The sequence below is a fragment of the Acinetobacter sp. DMC2 genome (assembly GCF_056314305.1).
This window is the reverse complement of sequence record NZ_JBQUYP010000008.1, coordinates 89,800-109,744: the sequence shown is the minus strand read 5'-3', so window position 1 is coordinate 109,744 and position 19,945 is coordinate 89,800. Positions and strand designations below refer to the sequence as shown.

At 42.3% G+C, this 19,945-nt stretch carries 16 protein-coding genes; 3 read left to right on the top strand and 13 right to left on the bottom strand.

What is annotated here, in order from left to right:
- Positions 1-86: 86 nt before the first annotated feature.
- The 7 genes from ACT53H_RS17200 to ACT53H_RS17170 all read right to left on the bottom strand — a co-directional run bounded on the left by ACT53H_RS17200 (position 87) and on the right by ACT53H_RS17170 (position 8,686).
- On the bottom strand, positions 87-1,448 hold the full coding sequence (locus tag ACT53H_RS17200) for an MFS transporter (protein ID WP_476009741.1): 1,362 nt from the start codon (positions 1,446-1,448) through the stop codon (positions 87-89).
- Between the two features lie 119 nt (positions 1,449-1,567).
- On the bottom strand, positions 1,568-2,593 hold the full coding sequence (locus tag ACT53H_RS17195) for an enoyl-CoA hydratase/isomerase family protein (protein WP_353155422.1): 1,026 nt from the start codon (positions 2,591-2,593) through the stop codon (positions 1,568-1,570).
- A gap of 12 nt (positions 2,594-2,605) precedes the next feature.
- Positions 2,606-3,379 carry an enoyl-CoA hydratase gene (locus ACT53H_RS17190; RefSeq protein ID WP_004795361.1) on the bottom strand — a complete coding sequence of 258 codons (774 nt, stop codon included), beginning with the start codon at positions 3,377-3,379 and terminating at the stop codon, positions 2,606-2,608.
- A gap of 21 nt (positions 3,380-3,400) precedes the next feature.
- The gene (locus ACT53H_RS17185; RefSeq protein ID WP_004795362.1) at positions 3,401-4,528 is read right to left on the bottom strand and encodes an acyl-CoA dehydrogenase family protein; all 1,128 of its coding nucleotides are present in this window, start codon (positions 4,526-4,528) and stop codon (positions 3,401-3,403) included.
- Between the two features lie 11 nt (positions 4,529-4,539).
- A complete protein-coding gene (locus ACT53H_RS17180) occupies positions 4,540-6,189 on the bottom strand; it encodes an AMP-binding protein (RefSeq protein ID WP_353155425.1) in 1,650 nt (549 codons plus the stop codon).
- A 77-nt stretch (positions 6,190-6,266) separates the two neighbouring features.
- Positions 6,267-7,157, bottom strand: coding sequence for a 3-hydroxyisobutyrate dehydrogenase (mmsB, locus tag ACT53H_RS17175; protein WP_174758307.1), 891 nt, complete (start codon positions 7,155-7,157; stop codon positions 6,267-6,269).
- 11 nt (positions 7,158-7,168) lie between these two features.
- Complete coding sequence (locus tag ACT53H_RS17170; RefSeq protein WP_174758306.1) at positions 7,169-8,686, bottom strand: CoA-acylating methylmalonate-semialdehyde dehydrogenase; 1,518 nt, start codon at positions 8,684-8,686, stop codon at positions 7,169-7,171.
- A 166-nt stretch (positions 8,687-8,852) separates the two neighbouring features.
- Here ACT53H_RS17170 and ACT53H_RS17165 point away from each other — a divergent pair, with 166 nt between their 5' ends.
- Positions 8,853-9,734, top strand: a complete 882-nt coding sequence (locus ACT53H_RS17165) for a LysR family transcriptional regulator (RefSeq protein WP_004795369.1) — start codon at positions 8,853-8,855, stop codon at positions 9,732-9,734.
- Positions 9,735-9,791: 57 nt separating this feature from the next.
- On the opposite strand, the gene ACT53H_RS17160 is transcribed toward ACT53H_RS17165, so the two are convergent.
- The 5 genes from ACT53H_RS17160 to ACT53H_RS17140 form a co-directional block, all read right to left on the bottom strand.
- Positions 9,792-11,219, bottom strand: coding sequence for an amino acid permease (locus ACT53H_RS17160; protein ID WP_353155557.1), 1,428 nt, complete (start codon positions 11,217-11,219; stop codon positions 9,792-9,794).
- 378 nt (positions 11,220-11,597) lie between these two features.
- On the bottom strand, positions 11,598-13,037 hold the full coding sequence (locus ACT53H_RS17155; protein ID WP_151964475.1) for an amino acid permease: 1,440 nt from the start codon (positions 13,035-13,037) through the stop codon (positions 11,598-11,600).
- Between the two features lie 161 nt (positions 13,038-13,198).
- Positions 13,199-13,558 (bottom strand): RidA family protein, encoded by a 360-nt coding sequence (locus tag ACT53H_RS17150; RefSeq protein WP_049064657.1) that lies wholly within the window; start codon positions 13,556-13,558, stop codon positions 13,199-13,201.
- 10 nt (positions 13,559-13,568) lie between these two features.
- Positions 13,569-14,672 (bottom strand): alanine racemase, encoded by a 1,104-nt coding sequence (gene alr, locus ACT53H_RS17145; RefSeq protein WP_476009740.1) that lies wholly within the window; start codon positions 14,670-14,672, stop codon positions 13,569-13,571.
- 20 nt (positions 14,673-14,692) lie between these two features.
- The gene (locus ACT53H_RS17140; protein WP_476009739.1) at positions 14,693-15,958 is read right to left on the bottom strand and encodes a D-amino acid dehydrogenase; all 1,266 of its coding nucleotides are present in this window, start codon (positions 15,956-15,958) and stop codon (positions 14,693-14,695) included.
- A 136-nt stretch (positions 15,959-16,094) separates the two neighbouring features.
- Between ACT53H_RS17140 and ACT53H_RS17135 the strand changes: the two genes are divergently transcribed.
- Positions 16,095-16,562 (top strand): Lrp/AsnC ligand binding domain-containing protein, encoded by a 468-nt coding sequence (locus tag ACT53H_RS17135; protein ID WP_001247568.1) that lies wholly within the window; start codon positions 16,095-16,097, stop codon positions 16,560-16,562.
- A gap of 40 nt (positions 16,563-16,602) precedes the next feature.
- Here the strand turns inward: ACT53H_RS17135 and ACT53H_RS17130 are convergent, their stop codons facing one another.
- On the bottom strand, positions 16,603-17,748 hold the full coding sequence (locus tag ACT53H_RS17130; protein WP_476009738.1) for an acetyltransferase domain-containing protein: 1,146 nt from the start codon (positions 17,746-17,748) through the stop codon (positions 16,603-16,605).
- Between the two features lie 74 nt (positions 17,749-17,822).
- Here ACT53H_RS17130 and ACT53H_RS17125 point away from each other — a divergent pair, with 74 nt between their 5' ends.
- Positions 17,823-19,913, top strand: a complete 2,091-nt coding sequence (locus ACT53H_RS17125) for a TonB-dependent receptor (RefSeq protein ID WP_476009737.1) — start codon at positions 17,823-17,825, stop codon at positions 19,911-19,913.
- The last annotated feature ends 32 nt before the right edge of the window (positions 19,914-19,945 follow it).

Sequence of the window (19,945 nt, the reverse complement as noted above, 5' to 3'; positions counted from 1 at the left end):
GCCCGAATCTCGTTTCATTCGCTAAATTTCAAAAGCCCTAGTCAAAAGATTAGGGCTTTCCTTTATTTGAAGAATCAAACTTAATATTAAGACTGCTCAGTAATTTTGGTTTTCAAATTTAATTCTGATTTCTTATGGTAAGCCTCATCAGTTTTAGTCTGCCAATCACTTGGCATAAATGAAGTCGATATGATCGCAACGATAGCCATAGATCCAATATAAATCATAATTAAGTAAGGATTACCCTGCCCGATACTTAAAAGTTTGGTCGCAATTAACGGTGCTAAACCACCCCCAAGTACCCCAGCCAACTGTACCGAAATTGAGATTCCGCTATATCGAATTTCTGCCGGAAATTGACGGGCAAAAAGCTGAGCTTGTGGTGCGTACATAATTGGAAAGACCACGCCAATTGCTAAAACAATTGCTGTCCAGACTAATACTGGGTCTTTTGTGTTGAGCATGGTAAAAAATGGATAGCAGTAAAGTGCCAATATGCATAAACCAAACATGAACATATTGCGTTGACCCACTTTATCTGACAAATGCCCACATAACGGTGTCATAAATAGAATGACTATTGCACCGCAAATGGTAGCAAACAAAATGTCTTGGCGTGCGATCCCAAGTTGTGCAGTGGTATAAGCCAATGTAAAAGTTGAAGCGATATAAAACCATGCATTCTCGGCAGCGCGGGCCAAAATAATGGTGATGAGTTGCTTCGGATGGTTTTTAAAAACCTGTAAAGCAGGAACTTTAACTTCTTCGGACTGCTGTTTTATTTTTTCAAAATCTGGTGATTCAGGCACTTTCACTCGAATGTACCAACCTACTGCCAGCAAAATAATGCTGGCAAGAAATGGTAAACGCCAACCCCAGCTAAACAGTGCTTGTTCAGGTAATAACGACACCAGTCCTAATGCAATTGAGGCTAGCATTAAACCGCCACCTGTACTGGCTTGAGGCAAACTTCCCCAAAACCCTTTACCGCCTTCGGGTGCATGTTCAACGGCCATGAGCACAGCACCGCCCCATTCACCGCCCATTGCCATCCCTTGAATAAATCGCAAGACAACTAAACAAATTGCAGCCCAATAACCAATTGATTCGTAAGTTGGTAATAAGCCAATGAGTACCGTTGGGATCCCCATGAGCATCAGAGTCAGCAGCAACATCGATTTACGGCCAATCTTGTCACCAAAATGACCAAAGACTAAACCACCTAACGGTCGTCCAATAAACCCAACGGCATAGGTGGCAAATGCAGCAAGCACACCCGTTAGGGCATCCAGATTTGGGAAAAATAATTTATTAAAAATCAATGCCGCCGCCGCACCGTAAATAAAAAAGTCATACCACTCAATGGTGGTGCCGACCATGCTTGAGATACCTGCTAATCGATGAGACGACTTTTTAGTATTTGAAACGTTTCCATGTACTGTTTGCATCGTAATATCCTTTTTAGATTTTTTTGTTTTATCTTTTTATGCTTATGACCAGCCCTGACCATAAGCATTTTCAGGTCACGCTTTATCTCCTTAAGCTTTTTATGTTTTTGTAATGCGGTTTAGCTCAATTTTTCTAAAATTGGCTCAAATTTCGAATTACGTTCTTGCCACTGGGGTTGTTTGTCTTTATCGACAATGAGAGCACGGACACCTTCAATAAAGTCACCATGTTCAAACCAGATATCCTGTAAATCACGTTCAAGCTGCATACACTGCGGTAAAGAAAGCCCACGGCCTAAATGTTGCAGTTTCAAACTGGTTTGTTTGGCTATAAATGAGCGCTGCTGCAAAATACTGAGCATCTTACTTGCCCAAGCTTTTAAGCTTTCATCTTGTTCATTTTCAAGACTTTGCTCGATTTCATCTAAATGCTGATATCCGAAATGTTTACGGATGCCTTCCGTCAATTGTTTTAACTCACTTTCAGCAGGACGAGTAATAAATCGGGTAATGATCTGTTCAATTCCCTCTTTATTTAAACTTGGCGCTTCAACGAGAGCATCTTGCAAAGCTTGTAACTGCTCGCTTGGCACATGGTAGTCAATTAAATCGAGGTAAAGCGCATCACTACTGCTGATCTGCTCACCCGTAATTGCCATATAAACACCAATATCATCAAGGCGAGACAAGAAATGCGTTGCACCAACGTCTGGGAAAAAGCCAATCGCTGTTTCGGGCATAGCAAATCTAGACTTTTCGCTGCTCACCACAATATGACAAGCCTGAGCCAAGCCAAAACCACCACCTAAAACATAGCCATCAAGCACAACAATTACTGGCTTTGCATATTCACGCAGTATATCTAGCATTTTATATTCGGCACTAAAGTAGCCTTTGTAGTCAGCCGTGCCATTTTTATAACTGTCATAGAGATAGCGAATATCACCACCTGCACAGAAGGCTTTTGGACTATTTGATTTGATTAAAACGGCCTGAATAGCAGTATCATTTCGCCACAGTTCCAATTGGGCACCAATACTTTTGATCATATCTAGCGACAATGCATTGAGATGAGTCACACGGTCTAAGGTAATCACGCCAAGCTTACCTTGTCGCTCAATCATTAAGTGATTTTCTGTATTCATTTTATTGATCTCTTATTGATTTTTAAAATTTGGCTTTCGTTTTTCAACGAATGCCTGCATTCCTTCTTTTTGGTCAAATGTTGCAAATATTGAATGGAACATACGTCTTTCAAAACGCAAGCCTTCAGTAAGGTTTACTTCAAAAGCTCGGTTGATGGTTTCTTTAAGCATCATGTTTGCAGTTAAAGAGCGTGCCGCAATTTTTTCAGCTGCTTGTAAGGTTTGTTCAAGTAATTCTTCTTTGCTAAACACACGTGCGACTAAACCACTTTGCTCTGCTTCTATAGCGCCCATTTGACGAGCGGTAAAACACATTTCCATTGCTTTGGCCTTACCAATGGCATGGGTTAAGCGTTGTGTGCCACCAATACCTGGAATTACACCTAAGGTGACTTCAGGTAAGCCAAACTTGGCGTTGTCAGCACAATAAATAAAATCACACATAAGCGCCAATTCACAGCCACCACCTAACGCATAGCCACTCACCGCTGCAATTAGAGGTTTACGGCGCTGTGCAATACGGTCTGCAAGATGGAAAAAGTCATCAAAATAAATATCAGGAAATGCTAAATCAGCCATTTCTTTAATGTCTGCACCTGCGGCAAAAGCTTTTTCAGAACCTGCCAATACGATGCAACCAATTTCACGGTCTTTTTCGAGCTGATCTAATGCCTGATTAATTTCACTAATTAATTCACTGTTTAAAGCATTGAGCGCTTGAGGGCGATTTAATGTAATCAACCCAACCCCATTACGCTTTTCTAATAAAATACTTTGCCACTGCATTATTTATTCCTTGTTCTGGTTTTATAGACTACGTGCAATCACTAAACGTTGGATATCACTCGTGCCTTCGTAAATTTGACAAATACGCGCATCACGATAAATACGTTCAATTGGGAAATCTCTGAGATAGCCATAGCCACCAAACACTTGTAGCGCACTCGAGCACACACGCTCAGTCATTTCTGAAGCAAATAACTTAGCCATTGAAGCTTCGTTGAGACACGGTTGACCTGCTTCTTTTAAACGCGCAGCGTAGTGAACCAGTTGTCTCGCTGCTTCAATTTCAGTTGCCATGCTAGCAAGGCGAAAAGCGATGGTTTGATGCTCAAAAATTGGTTTTCCAAAAGTAATACGCTCTTTGGCATAACGAGTCGCTTCTTCGAGTGCCGCACGTGCTAGACCGACTGCTTGCGCCGCAATACCAATACGGCCACCTTCTAAATTGGCAAGAGCGATTTTTAAGCCTTCGCCCTCTTTGCCTAGCATGAGACTTTTGTGAATGCGTACATCGGTCAGTGCAATCTGGCAAGTATCTGAAGCATGCAGACCAAGTTTTTCTTCAACACGAATTACTTCATAACCCGGTGTCTCGCGTGGGACTAAAAATGCACTAATGCCCTTTTTGCCAGCGCTCGGATCGGTCACTGCAAACACAATAATGACCCCTGCATTATCACCCGAGGTAATAAACTGCTTGGCACCATTTAAAATGTAATCATCGCCATCTTTCACCGCTCGGGTTTTAAGAGCTGCCGCATCTGAGCCAGTATGTGGTTCGGTTAAAGCAAAAGCACCGATCATTTCACCTTGTGCCAAAGGTTTTAAAAAACGCTCTTTTTGCTCATCAGTACCAAATTTTAAAATAGGCACACAGCCAACCGAGTTGTGTACGCTCATAATGGTTGAGGTTGCGCCATCTGCTGCCGCAACTTCTTCGAGGGCTAGTACATAGGCTAAGTTACCCGTGTCAGAACCACCCCATTGCTCTGAAACAAGCATCCCCATAAAACCGAGTTGTCCCATTTGAGCTAAGGTATCTTTCGGGAATGTCCCGTCTCGATCCCAATCGCTGGCATTAGGCTTAATTTGTTCTTGGGCGAAACTTTTCGCCATATCACGAATGAGTAATTGTTCTTCGGTAAATTGCATTGTTATTTCCTTTACCCTGCTTTAGCTTGTTGTTTAGCAATTTCTTGATTACGCAATAAAAAGCGCTGAATTTTACCACTTGGAGTTTTAGGTAATTCACTCACAAATTCAACTAAACGTGGGTACGCATGTGCAGAAAGTCGTCTTTTAACAAATTGGCTGAGTTGTTCAGCAAGTGCATCTGAAGGTTGAGCATCTCCAGCTAAAATTACAAATGCCTTAACCACTTCGGTACGGTCGGGGTCAGGCACACCAATCACTGCGGCCTCAACTACTGCATCATGTTCAAGCAAAGCACTTTCTACATCGAATGGCCCAATCCGATAGCCCGATGTGGTGATCACATCATCACTGCGTCCAACAAAGCTCATGCTGCCATCAGCATGAAGCTCGGCAGTGTCGCCAGTTAAATAGTAATGACCAACAAAAGGTGATTTTCGACTTTCTTTATAGCCGCCGAACCACATCATTGGAGACTGGCTAATATCGACCGCTAAAATTCCTGGTGTGTCTGGCGGAAGCTCTTCACCTTGTTCATTGACAATGGCAACACGGTAGCCCGGACTTGGGAAACCTGCTGAACCAGCATGAATTTCATGTTTTAAACCATGATGATTACACACCACCATGCCCACTTCGGTTTGCCCATAGTGGTCATAAATCGGAGCATCAAGCACTTGTTTAAACCAGCGAATTACTTCTGGGTTGAGTGGCTCGCCTGCACTACTCACCACACGGAACTGACCTTTTAACGGCGCCATTTGTGCTGGGTCAGCTGCCATCATCATGCGGTAAGCTGTTGGCGCACCTGCCAAGTTGTTAATTTTATAATCTTTCACAATTTGGCATAGGCTATCTGTGCTGAAACCACCTTCATAGAACAAGGTAGCGTGACCCAAGAATAACGGCCCAGTAATCGCATAGTACAAACCATACGCCCAACCCGGATCGGCAATATTCCAAAACGAATCTTTTTCGGTTAAACCAATGGCATCTTGCATATATCGACCAAAGGCAATCAGTGCTTTTAAAGGCACTTCTAAGGGTTTAGCAGGACCTGTAGTGCCTGAAGTAAACATGAGCAAGAAAGGATCTTGGATGCTACGCATCACCAAATCACATTGGTCGGACTGCTGCTTCACCTCATTCCAGAAATTAAAATCACCTGCTTTAAGTGGAGTACCTTGTGCGTCGGCCACCGTCACAATTGCAGGGCAATTTTCAATTTCATCAAGCTTGCTACGGTTGCCCATGTCGGTCACTACTAGCTTACTTTGTGCAAGCTGAATACGGTGCTCAATCGCCTTTGGACCAAACGCAGTAAAGAGTGGTTGATAAACTGCACCAATTCGCCAAGCTGCAAAAATAGTCACGATCAATTCAGGTGTTCTTGGTAATAGCCCTGAAATACGGTCGCCTGCTTTTACACCTTGTGATTTTAAAAAGTTGGCAAACTGACTTGACCATTCTTTTAGTTCACGGAAGGTATATTGCTCTTTTCGTCCGTCTTTTCCTTGCCAATACAGTGCAATTTTGTCGCCATCTGCGTGTCGATCACAGCATTCATAACAAGCATTTAAGGCATCAAGTGAACCTGATAACATGTGTTTTGCAGTGCTTTCCAAATCGAAAGTCTGTGCAGCATTTTGATAATCCATCATATCTTTTCCCTCAGTCCGGATTTGTTGTTATTCACGACAGGGTTTAATGTGTTTAAAGCCATCCTTTGGCTTTACCGTTACGCCTCTTGTGGCAGGTATTGCTGAATAATGCTCGAAAAGTCGAGATTGGCATTCCCGCGCATGCACATTTGCTGATAGAGCTGCTGTACCATACCACCTAATACAACTGGCTGTTTGACTTGGCCCGCGGCCTCTACAGCGAGTCCTAAATCTTTCAGCATTAGCTGAGTCGCAAAGCCGTCTTGGTAACCTCGAGATGCTGGCGCATTTTCATTAATATGTGGCCATGGGTTACACACATCCGAGCTCCAGCAACGACCGCTTGAGGTGTTAATGACGCCTGCCAATGCTTGTGGGTCGATACCGAGTTTCACACCGAGTGCCATACCTTCAGCAACAGCAGCCATTGAAATACCTAAAATCAGGTTGTTACAGATTTTAGCAATTTGACCTGCACCGACATCACCACAGTGAACAATGTTTTTGCCCATGTGGCTAAGTACAGGTTTCACTTCGTTAAAGGTGTGCTCATCGGCACCTACCATGAAGGTTAGAGTTCCTGCTTGAGCTCCAATGGTTCCGCCAGAGACGGGCGCATCACAGATTTTAATATTTTTGCTCTCTGCAACAGCGGCAATGTCTTTAATAGTTTGTGGGTCAATGGTACTGCTATCAATGCATAAGCTACCTGCTTTTAGCACTTCCAATACACCATTTTCACCCAAGTAAACTTCTTTAACGTGCTTGGCTGCAGGCAGCATGCTAATAACCACATCAGCTTGTTTTGCTGCTGCCTGTGGGCTGTCACATACCACACCACCTGCCTCGGCAAAGTGCTGAATCGCGACTTCACTGAGGTCATATCCATAAACATTGAGTCCGGCTTTGAGTAGGTTATGGGCCATTCTGCCGCCCATATTGCCTAGACCGATAAAGGCGATATTCATCCGTGATCCCCTTAACGTAAACTAATGGTTGTATTTACACTGCCAACTTCATGGCTATCTTCAAACCAGCGACTGGTAATGGTTTTAGTTTGTGTATAGAACTGCACAGCTTGTTTGCCGTATGGTCCCAAATCACCAAGTTTTGAGCCTCTTGAACCGGTAAAACTAAAGAAAGGCACTGGCACAGGAATTGGAATGTTGATACCAACTTGACCTACATCAATTAAGTTTTGGAAAGTACGTGCAATCGCGCCACTTTGTGTGAATAGACCTACACCGTTACCAAATGGGTTGCCATTGATAAGAGCAATCGCTTCATCAAGGGTGTCTACACAAATAATGGAAAGTACAGGGCCAAAGACTTCTTCTTTATAAATACGCATGTCGGTATTTACGCCGCTAAAAATCGTTGCACCTACAAAGTTGCCCGATTCATAGCCTTGGACTTGAACATCACGGCCATCGAGTAGCAACTCTGCCCCTTGCTCAACACCGCTATTAATTAAATCAAGCACACGCGCTTTAGCACGTTTTGAAATGACTGGGCCAATGTCAGTATTTGGCTCATGGCCTGCGTTTACTTTTAAGGTTTTCGCTTTTTCAACTAACTCTTGAATCCACTGTTTACTTTCACCCACCATGACCGCAACCGACAATGCCATACAGCGTTGTCCCGCTGCACCAAATGCTGCACCGACCAAGGCATTTAAGGTTTGCTCTTTATTGGCATCTGGCATAACAGCCACATGGTTTTTTGCACCCATCATCGACTGCACACGTTTGCCATGTTGCCCTGCAAGGTTATAAACATGCGTTCCAACAGCAGTTGAACCCACAAATGAAATCGCTTTAATATCTTTATGGGTACACAAACGGTCAACCACTTCTTTACCGCCATGCACAACGTTCAGCACACCTGCCGGAATACCTGCTTGAATCGCAAGCTCAACCAGCATCATGGTTGATAACGGATCTTGTTCTGATGGTTTTAAAACAAATGTATTGCCACACACGATTGCCATTGGGAACATCCAAAGTGGAATCATGGCAGGGAAGTTAAACGGCGTAATACCCGCACAAACACCCAAAGGTTGTTGCAAGGTATAAGTGTCTACACCACGCGCAACACCTTCAACATATTCACCCATTTGCAAAGTGCCGATCGAACAAGCATGTTCAACCACTTCTAAACCACGTTGAATATCGCCTTCCGCGTCGGCCAAGGTTTTGCCTTGTTCAGCCGTTAGTACTTGTGCAATTTCTTTCATGTTGGCACGGATCAAGTCTTGTAACTTAAGCATGATGCGCATACGTGCCTGAATTGGGGTCTGACGCCAAGAAGCAAAAGCATCTTGTGCGGCTTGAATAGCAGCGTCAACTTCTTTAACCGTTGCAAATGGCACACGACCAATTACTTCCTGAGTTGCAGGGTTAACAATGTCTTGCCATTCCTGTGTTTCAGATTCGATAAAATTTCCGTTAATGAGTAATTTAGCGGTTTCCAATTCGATTTTTTGGATTGTGTTCATAACCTCTCCGTAGGCCATATTTTTATTGTGTTCAATTATTAGAAAATACTTTTTGATCGTATTTTCTTTATTCCAGTTTCAATTGAGACTAACAAAGAAAACTTTGACCACCAACGGAAATTCATGCACGATTGTTGTGCAAATATGCACAAGGATTACAACAAAAATGAAAGTGGATTGGGATCATCTACATTTTTTTCTGGTTTTAGCGCGGACTAAAACCTTGACCAACGCTGCGCGGATTATTGGTGTCGAACACAGTACAGTGGCTAGACGGATTCAAGCCCTAGAACTTGCTTTGGGTACCACGCTGTTTAAGCGTGAAGCGACTGGTTATGAGTTGACACTTGAAGGGATGGCACTTGTTCCTCGAGTTGAGCAAATGGAACAAGCTTTCTTACAAATTGAGAAACCACATCAACCTTTGCAAGGTCGTGTGCGAATTGGCACACCTGAAGGTTTTGGCACTGCATTTTTAGCCCGTTTATTGGCTGAGTTCTCTATTCAATATCCACTGCTCACCATCGACCTGATTCCAGTACCGAAAATGATTAAGCTCTCCCACCGTGAAGCAGACATTGTGGTGTCGATTGATCGTCCAACATCTGGACCCTACATCATTACGCGGTTATCAGACTACTGCTTAAAAATTTATGGCAGCCAAAACTATCTGGCGCAGAACCCACCCATTCGTGGTTTAGAAGATTTAACCCAACACCGCTTTGTGAACTATATTGATGATCTGGTTTATAGCCCGGAGTTGTACTGTTTAGAACGATTACCCTTAAAGCTTAACGCGAACTTCCGTAGCAGCAGTATTTTAGCCCAACAAATTGCTGTGAGTGCTGGTGCAGGACTTGCGATTTTGCCCAAGTTTTTAGCAGATGATAAACCAGAACTTGGGGTCGTTTTAGAGCAGCAAGTTCGCTTTACTCATACCTTCTGGATGCTGACTTTTGTTGATTTACAACATGAACCACGCATTAAGTTAGTTTGGGACTATTTGCGTAAGCAAGCCGATAAATATCAGCATTTGTTAGTTGATTAAAGAGTGTAAATAAAAAAGCCAATCACGGATGATTGGCTTTTTTGAAATTAATAATAATTAATCAAAAGTTTCTTGGCCTAGTTTTTTCATGCGTGGTTTATAAAACACATGATAGCTAACGCCTAAAACAACTAGCCATAATGGACTAACATAGAGTGCTTTTAATGTATCTGGCTCTAGTGCCAAAATCACTAAAGTGAACAAGAAAAATGCAATGACCACATACGCCATTAACACGCCACCCGGCATTTTAAAGGTCGATTTAGCATGTAACTCTGGACTCAACTTACGGTAACGTAAATAGCATGCCATGATCAAAAGCCATACACTAATAAAGAGAATCACACAGAGTGAACTTGCCAAAGTAAATGCTTCCATGGTGTTTGGAACAAAGTACTGAAGCACTGCCCCACCCATAATGAAAATACATGAGAAGATTAAACCATTTGAAGGTACGGCACGTTTTGATAAACGCCCCAAGGCACTTGGTGCCTGACCATCTTTCGATAAACCGAACAGCATACGACTGGTTGAAAACACACCGCTGTTCATTGAAGACATCACTGAAGAAAGTACGACCAAGTTCATAATGATGGCTGAAACAGGAATACCCGCATTTAAGAACAACTCAACAAATGGACTTTTGTCTGCACGAATATGATCCCAAGGTGTTACTGACATCACAATAAACAGTGCCAACACATAGAACAAAATAATACGTACAGGAATCGCGTTAATTGCCTTCGGTAGATTTTTCTCTGGATCTTTCGTTTCAGCGGCTGTTGTACCAATCAATTCAACGCCAATAAAAGCAAACACGGCAATCTGGAAACCTGCCAAAAATCCGCTTACGCCTTTTGGAAATATGCCGCCATGCGACCACACATTACTTACACTCACAGCCTCACCATGCGGAGCTTGAAAATGAGTGAGGATCATGTAACCACCGACTCCAATCAAGCCAATAATTGCCAAAATCTTAATGAGTGCAAACCAGAATTCAACTTCACCAAACAACTTCACCGTAAGCAGGTTAAGCCCTAAAATAAATAGTACACAGCCTGCACTAATCATGGCCTGTTGCATTGGTGAGAAACTGGCGCCTTCGGGCAGCCAGAAACTTAAATAGTTAATGACCGCAGACAAATCAGCAATACCGACCAGTACCCAGCCTAACCAGTAAGTCCAGCCTATATAATAACCAGCCCATGGGCCAATCAAATCATATGCCATATCGACAAATGACTTGTAATGTAAGTTAGCGAGTAGTAATTCACCTAATGCACGCATCAGAAAAAAGAACATCCCACCAATTAACATGTAAATCACGAGAATTGAAGGACCTGCGAGGGAGATGGTTTTGCCCGAGCCCATAAATAGACCGGTTCCAATTGCACCGCCAATTGCAATCATTTGTAGATGGCGATTATTTAATTTCCGTTGTAAATGATCAGGGGAGCTTGCCTCATCTGGATGATGAACCATTGTCATATTAGAAGTCCTTTTTATATTTTGCTTAAGTTAAAATCAGCAACCTATAGGGAGAAAAACGAACCGTATATCGTGGGTTGCTGAGTCTATACCTCAGGACAAGATGTTCAAGTATATTTTTTCCTTAATTGATAAATCGTTTGTCCTGTTTTTTTTAAGTCACATTATTTATGTACTGCCTTCACGGCAATTTTAATTAATCGATCTGGGTACTCCAGATTAGCCGAAGTTTAGCATGTGATCATGCTAGATGTACTTTGCCAACAGCCTCCAATTTGCACTGATGATTTAAAAATAAACAATATTATTCCGATAAAAAATCCAATAAAAATAAAAAAAGCCAATCATGATTGATTGGCTTTTTAATAAAACTTAATGATCGTTGACGAGTTCACGTCCTAGTTTTTTCATGCGTGGTTTATACAACACATGATAGGTAACACCTAAGATAACTAACCATACTGGACTGACATAGAGTGCTTTTAATGTATCTGGCTCAAGTGCCAAGATGACTAAAGTGAAAAGCATAAATGCCAAAACGATATAACTCATCCAAATGCCACCCGGCATTTTGAAAGTTGATTTTTCATGTAATTCAGGACGTAATTTACGATAGCGTAAATAGCACACCATAATGAGACTCCACACACTAATGAATAGAATCACACAGAGGGAACTTGCCAAAGTAAATGCTTCCATGGTGTTTGGAACAAAGTACTGAAGGACTGCCCCGCCCATAATGAAAATACATGAGAAAATCAAACCATTTGAAGGTACGGCACGTTTTGATAAACGACCAAATGCACCCGGAGCCTGACCGTCTTTAGATAAACCAAACAGCATACGGCTAGTTGAAAACACACCGCTGTTCATTGAAGACATCACCGAAGATAGCACCACCAAGTTCATGATGATGGCTGAAACAGGAATACCGGCATTTAAGAACAACTCAACAAACGGACTTTTGTCTGCACGAATATGGTCCCAAGGCGTTACTGACATTACAATAAAGAGTGCTAGTACATAGAACAAAATAATACGTACCGGAATCGCGTTAATTGCTTTCGGTAAATTCTTCTCTGGATCTTTGGTTTCAGCAGCCGTTGTACCAACTAGTTCAACCCCGACAAAAGCAAACACAGCTATCTGGAATCCTGCCAAGAAGCCTTCTGTACCTTTCGGGAATAAACCGCCATGCGACCAAACATTACTAATGCTTGCAACAGCGCCTTGCGGAGCTTGGAAATGGCTAAAAATCATGTAGCCCCCCACTCCGATCAGGCCAATAATTGCCAAAATCTTAATGAGTGCAAACCAGAATTCAATTTCACCAAATAGGCGTACTGTCAGTAGGTTAAGACCCATCACAAACAACACACAGCCTGCGCTAATCATGGCCTGCTGTATTGGTGAGAAGCTTGTCCCATCTGGCAACCAGAAGCTCAAATAGTTAATGACCGCTGAAAGGTCCGCAATACCCACCAGCACCCAGCCTAACCAATAGGTCCAGCCCAAATAATAACCAGCCCAAGGACCGATCAGGTCATGAGCCATATCAACAAAAGATTTGTAATGCAGATTTGCAAGAAGCAACTCGCCCATTGCACGCATTAAGAAAAAGAACATGCCTCCAATAATCATATAGATTAAAAGAATTGAAGGACCTGCGAGGGAGATAGTTTTGCCCGAACCCATAAATAGGCCGGTTCCAATTGCACCGCCAATAGCAATCAGTTGTAAATGACGGTTAGACAGTTTTCGTTGCAGATGATCAGGAGAATTTTCTGTATCTGAATGACGAGCCGTTGTCATATTAAAATTCCTTTTTGAATTCCTTTGTTAAGATCAGCAACCTACGGCGAAAATTGAACCGTATACCATAGGTCACTGAATCTGTTCACCAAAAATGACTGGTTAAACCGTATCTATCTTCCTTCTGTTAGATACATCATCATTTTTGGAGTAAAAACGAATTACTTTTGTGCTGCCGTCACGGCAATTTCAATGAGCCAGTTCGGATTGACCAAATCGGCCTGAATTGTGGCACGCGATGGAGCAACACACCCTTTTAACCAGTCAACCCAAATTGCATTTACGGTTGAAAAGTCAGAAAGATTTTTTAAATAGAGCTGTGCAGAGAGCAAGCGAGATTTATCGGTATCGGCTAATGCCAAAAGTTCATCAATCGTTGCAAGAATTTCACGAGTTTGGCCTGCCACGTCTTGCTCGGTATTTTTAGGTACCTGACCTGACAGATAAACCACTTTGTTAAAAACAGTCACGGCGCTCATGACTTCGTTAGTGTTAATCTTTTGTATATCTGAATTAGACATTCGGATTTCCTTATACCTGATTAATAAATTGAACACGGGCGGTGACAGCACACATCAGTTCATAGCCCACCGTACCGGATGAAACTGCGACATCATCAATAGGCAAAACGACGCCTGTACTAGATTGGCCCCAAAGCACGACTTCACTACCGACTTTGGCATTTTCAATATGTGTTAAATCGACTGCCAACATATCCATGCTGACTCGACCAATTGTACGAGTGCGTACCGAGTCCACTAAAACTGGCGTACCTGTCGGTGAAATACGCTGATAACCATCGGCATAGCCGCAAGCCACAATTCCAATCGTCATGGGTTGCTCTGAGACAAAGTTTGAGCCATAACCCACGCTTTCATTCGGTTCTAAATGCTGAACGGAAATAATTTCACTGCGTAAGCTCATGGTCGGTTGTAAGCCCCAGTCCGCAATACTATGCGTCGGGTAGTCTGGTGAGCTGCCATAGAGCATGATGCCGCTACGTGCATAGTCTGATTTGAGCTGGTCTTGATAGCGCAGAATTGCCGCGCTGTTACTTACAGATCTTTCACCCGGTAAATCTTTAATAATTTCTTCAAATGCAGTGATTTGATAATCAATGCCTTGCTGGCCAAAACGATCGCCATCTGCATCTGAAAAATGCATCATGTGGGTAATCTTGGACACGTTCGTCAAATTGTTTAAACGTTCCCAAGCCTGAACATAGTGCTGTGGTTTAAAACCGAGACGGTTCATACCACTGTTCATTTTTAGGCAAACATCAAATTGAGCAGGATAAGGATGCTTTTTAACCCACTCGATTTGTGCTTCACTATGAATGGTGAAACTGAGTTGATATTGCACACAATCAAATAAATCTTGAGGAGAGAAAATCCCTTCGAGCAACAAGATCGGACCTGTCCAACCTAGAGTGCGAATTCGTTTTGCTTCATCAAGATCAAGTAAGGCAAAGCCATCTGCTGCTTTAAATGCTTCATAGACACGTTCAATTCCGTGTCCATAAGCATTGGCTTTTACAACGGCAAAGACCTTACTGTTTGGCATAGCCTTGCGTACCACCGCCAAGTTATTTTGTAAGGCCTGACGGTGGATGACTGCGGTAATAGGACGAGGCATAATTACTTTCCTAACGTCCGTTATGCCGCATGCATATGTGAATAACGATGAATTGAAAGACCATCAGTGCTAATTTCAGTCTTATGATTCAATACGATGTCACTGATTAATTTTCCTGAACCACATGCCATGGTCCAGCCTAAAGTACCGTGGCCTGTATTCAAGAACAGATTTTTAAAGCGAGTCGCACCAATAATTGGGGTACTGTCTGGAGTCATTGGACGTAGACCCGTCCAGAAAGACGCCTGTGCCATATCACCGCCCGGGAATAAGTCTTGAGTGACCATTTGCAAGGTTGCACGGCGGTCTTCGTTCAGACCTAAGTTAAAACCGCTTAGCTCTGCCATTCCACCTACACGAATACGTTGGTCGAAACGAGTAATCGCAATTTTGTAGGTTTCATCAAGCACTGTAGATTGCGGAGCAAAAGCAGGGTCAACAATAGGAATCGTCAACGAGTAACCTTTCACAGGATATACAGGTAACTGTAGATCAAGTGGTTTCAAGAAATCACGTGAATAGCTACCAAACGCTAGGACATAACGATCTGCAGTTAAGACCTTACCATTGACCTGAACGCCCTTAATTTCATCGCCTTCAACAATCAATTTTTCTACGTTTTGGTTGAACTGGAAGTTAACACCCAATTCTTTGGCAATTTGAGCTAAAGCATTGGTAAATAAATAACAGTCACCTGTCTCGTCATTTGGTAAGTGTAAACCACCAACCAGTTTATCTTGCGCATTTGCCAAAGCTGGTTCTACACGACCAAGTTCATTGCCATTTAATAATTCGTAGCTTACGCCGCACTCTTGTAGCACGCTAATGTCGCGTTGAACCGCTTCCATTTGTGCTTCTTTACGAAATAGCTGCAAAGTACCTTTAGCACGGTTTTCGTAATTAATGCCTGTATCTTTTCTAAGTTCACGTAAGCAATCACGGCTGTATTCAGCCACACGCATCATACGTTCTTTGTTCACAGCATAACTTTGTGGATTACAGTTTTTTAGCATTTGCGCCATCCACTGTAACTGCCACATGCTGCCATCTAAATTAATCGCAAGCGGTGCGTGATGTTGGAACATCCACTTCACAGCTTTAAAAGGAATTCCTGGTGCTGCCCAAGGGGTCGAATACCCTGGCGAAATTTGACCTGCATTACCAAAGCTTGTTTCTTCAGCAGGGCCTGCCTGACGGTCAAGAACAGTGACCTCAGCTCCTTGTTGAGCTAGATAATAGGCACTTGCCACTCCGATAACGCCGCTACCTAATACAATTACGCGCATTTCCATTCCCTCACGCACACCAGTTTATTTAACTAGTATATTTCTGCTTCAATAGTTTATTTCACTGTTTTTCAGGGTATAATCTAGGTAAATTTATGTTTTTCTCGCGAGAATTTTAAAAAAAGAGGAAATATCTATGCGCCCCTTAGATCGTATAGATCGCATGATTCTGGACATTTTGCAGCGCGAAGGACGAATTGCGATTAGTGAATTGGCATCGAGAGTCAACCTCTCTACCACCCCCTGTTCAGAGCGTGTAAAACGCCTTGAGCGCGATGGCATTATCATGGGTTATTACGCCCGTCTAAACCCAGCTTACGTAGACCGTAATCTTCTCGTCTTTTTAGAAATTAAGTTATCTGCCAAATCAGGCGATGTATTTGATCAAGTCGCTAGAGACTTAGTTGAGATTCCTGAAGTGCTCGAATGTCACCTTATTTCAGGTGAATTTGACTACCTTGTAAAAGCGCGTTTAAAAGAAATGAGCGCATACCGCCGCTTATTAGGCGATCTATTAAAGAAACTCCCCGCATCGGCATCGTCACACAGTTATGTGGTCATGGAAGAAGTCAAAGAAACTTTATACCTAGATGTAAGCAAGTAAAGCGAGCATTATTGAACTCGCTTTACTCACGTTTTGAAAATTAGAAATATTTTAAAATCGAAATATGTTTATTTTGATGTTTGAACTTTGAGAACCACTTAACCGCTGGGTAGAGTGTAAAAGACAGCACGATTGTGATTAACCACAACATCCACACATGGCTAACCGACAAATAATTCCCGTAGTTGGCTCCCCATACGTTTAGCGCAAACACATAGATCAGTTTCAGCACATATAAATGCAATAAATAGAAGAACATAGGCACCGAGCCAAATACCACTAATGGTTTTAAAAACGAGTACTGCTGCATACGTTCAAAAGCAACGAGTACAATCAAACCGATCCCAACATTTAGCAAAATAAACAGTAAAGATGGTGGATACTTGGTGAGGTTAAAAAAGCTCATAAGGCTCAGTTGTAATGACTCAAAATGTTGCCACGGCTGGTCCCCATAGACGTTGATAAAACGCAGTAAAACAAATAACCCAATACTTACTAAACCAAGGCTGAGTAAAGCGCGGCCCCTTTGCTTTGCTGTATATTTTGAACTAAAGAACTGACCTAAAACGTAGCCTAATAAAATTACCCCAATCCAAGGTAAAACAGGGTAACTTGTACGAAGCTTAATACCCGCAAACTCAAGCCAGCCACGTTCATGTAAAACAAACCATATATTCTGTAGGATGCCTTGTGAGAAGTGCACAGAATCTAGCAAGTTGTGCCCAAAAATAATGACCAACGCTACACCAGCAAGAACTGGCAAAGGCAAACTTACACAGCACGCTAGCACCACCATGCTAATACCTATCGCCCAAATCACCTGTAAATAAATGACTTCGGGTGGAAAAGTTGCTGTCCATGCAAAATTCACAAGGGTAAGCTCTAACACAATTAAAAATAAGCCACGTTTTAATAGAAAAGCACGTGTTTGCTGTAAGTCTTGTTTTTTTGATTGAAATAAAAATGCAGAAATACCCGTTAAAAGTACAAAAACCGGAGCGCAAATATGTGCCAATAATCGACTACCAAATAATGCTGGTTCTGTTACTGTTACGTCCATTGGATCGGTAACCTGTTTATGTAAATAGAAAGTTTCTCTTACATGGTCGAGCAACATAATGATGATCACCAAACCACGCAATGCATCAATCGACTGTAAACGTTCAATATTCTTTTCTAAAGACATAGCAGTAATCAACAAAATAATGTAACGTTATACTATTACATTATAGTTCTTTTGTCTTTCATGGCTGATTATTTATGCAACACAAATTAGGATTGTTGTCTTCGTTGGGTCTATCATTTATATCGACATTCACTTGGGCAGAAGAAACGTCAACGGTACTTGAGACCATACGCGTTCAGGCTGAAAGTACCCAAGAAGGTGTGAGTCAAAATAGCTCGGCGACTAAATTTTCTCACGATGTTTTAGACGTACCTTTTAACCGTGCTTATGTTTCAAAACAAATGATGGAACAACAAGACGTTCAACGGATTGATGACGCATTAAGCTTAGTGAGTGGGGTTTTTCATCAAAATAGTTTTGGTGGCGGCTTTTGGGATAACTACTCTTTCCGTGGTTTTAGTACCGATCCCAATTTAGGTGCATCTATGATCCGTAACGGTTTGAGTGTCAACCGAGGGATTAGCGCTCCAAAAGATGTCGTGAATATTGAATCTTTAGAATTTTTAAAAGGGCCTATGGCGGCTTTATATGGCCGCGGCGAAACAGGTGGTTTGCTTAACCTCAACAGTAAAAAACCACAGTGGGAAAGCGAAAGTGAAGTTAACCTACGTGCCAATACTCAAGAACAATATCGAATTAGTCTAGAGCATACCGCGCCTATAAACGATGAACTGGCTTACCGTTTAGCAGTGGCTCACGAAGATAATCAAAGCTTCCGTGATCATGTCAGCAGTGAACGCTGGTTCTTTTCACCACAGCTCACATGGAAAATTTCAGACCAAACACAACTCGACTTTGATAGTGAATTTACAGAGCACAAAGGAACCTTTGACCGTGGTGTGAGCACCGTCAATCATCAGTTTGTGATGGACCCGAAAACATTTACAGGTGAACCTGACGACGGCGATTTGAAAATAAAAGATTACTTTTACCAATTACGTCTGAGTCACGAATTTAACCCTGACTGGAAACTAAACAGTGCTGTCAGTTATAAAGACGCCAAAATGGTCGGCTTTGCAACCGAACCTCGTCGTATGCAAGCCGATGGACGTACTTTAGAGCGCCAACGCCGCTATCGTGATTATAAGAGTGAAGATGTGCTAGCTCAGACAGAGTTACTTGGCAAGGTTGATACTTCGTGGGCTCGTCATGAAATTTTACTTTCAACCGAGCTTGGTCAACTCGACTACAAACAAAACCAACTTCGTCGCAACCATAGCACAGGCTCACCAAACACAATTGATATTTACCAACCTGAATATGGTAAATATTTACCAAACTTAGCACCGTTTACCAACACCAAAGAACAGCAGCGTTACTTTGCACTTAATCTACAAGATCAGATCTTTTTCAATGATCAGTGGAGTGTGCTTTTCGGCAACCGTTTTGATCAGGTCGAACAAGATTTTAAGAATCACCTGACCCAGACTGAAAGCAACCAGACCCTTCATCAAAATAGTCCGCGTTTCGGAGTAAATTTTAAAGCTTCTGAGCAATGGGCTTTTTATACAAACTATGGCCGCTCATTTGCCATGAATAGTGGTATGAACCGAAATGGTCAGACTTTTGCCCCTGAAAAAGGCGAAAGCTATGAAGTCGGCACCAAATATAAAGTGAATGACCAAAGTGTGCTGAGTCTCGCTTTGTTTAAAATGAAAAAACAAAATGTACTCACGACAGACCCAATCGATAGTAACTTTCAAACCGCAGCAGGTGAAGTCAGTAGTAAAGGGCTTGAGTTTGACTTAAATAGTCAGATCAATGATCGCTGGTTCGCCAATGCCAACTATAGTTATACCGATGCTCAAATCGAAAAAGACCAAGACTTGGCAAAAGGCGCTCGTCTGAGCAATGTTCCAAAACACCAAGGCTCCGTAAGCACCAATTATGAATTTCTACAAGAAGGCCCACGAAAAGCAGGTGTAGGCGCTAACCTCACCTATGTGGGCGAGCGTAGCGGACATAATCTGGATAATGGCTTTAATTTACCGAGTTATACATTGGTCAATTTAAATGGCTACTATGCCCCATCTGACCGCTTACGTTATCAGCTCAATGTGAACAACCTGTTTGATAAAACTTACTATGTTTCAAGCTATAGCGATTTATGGATTCAACCGGGTGAACCACTAAACGCCTCAATTTCGGCACAGTGGAAGTTTTAATTCATACATAAACAAAAAGCCCGAATTATTTC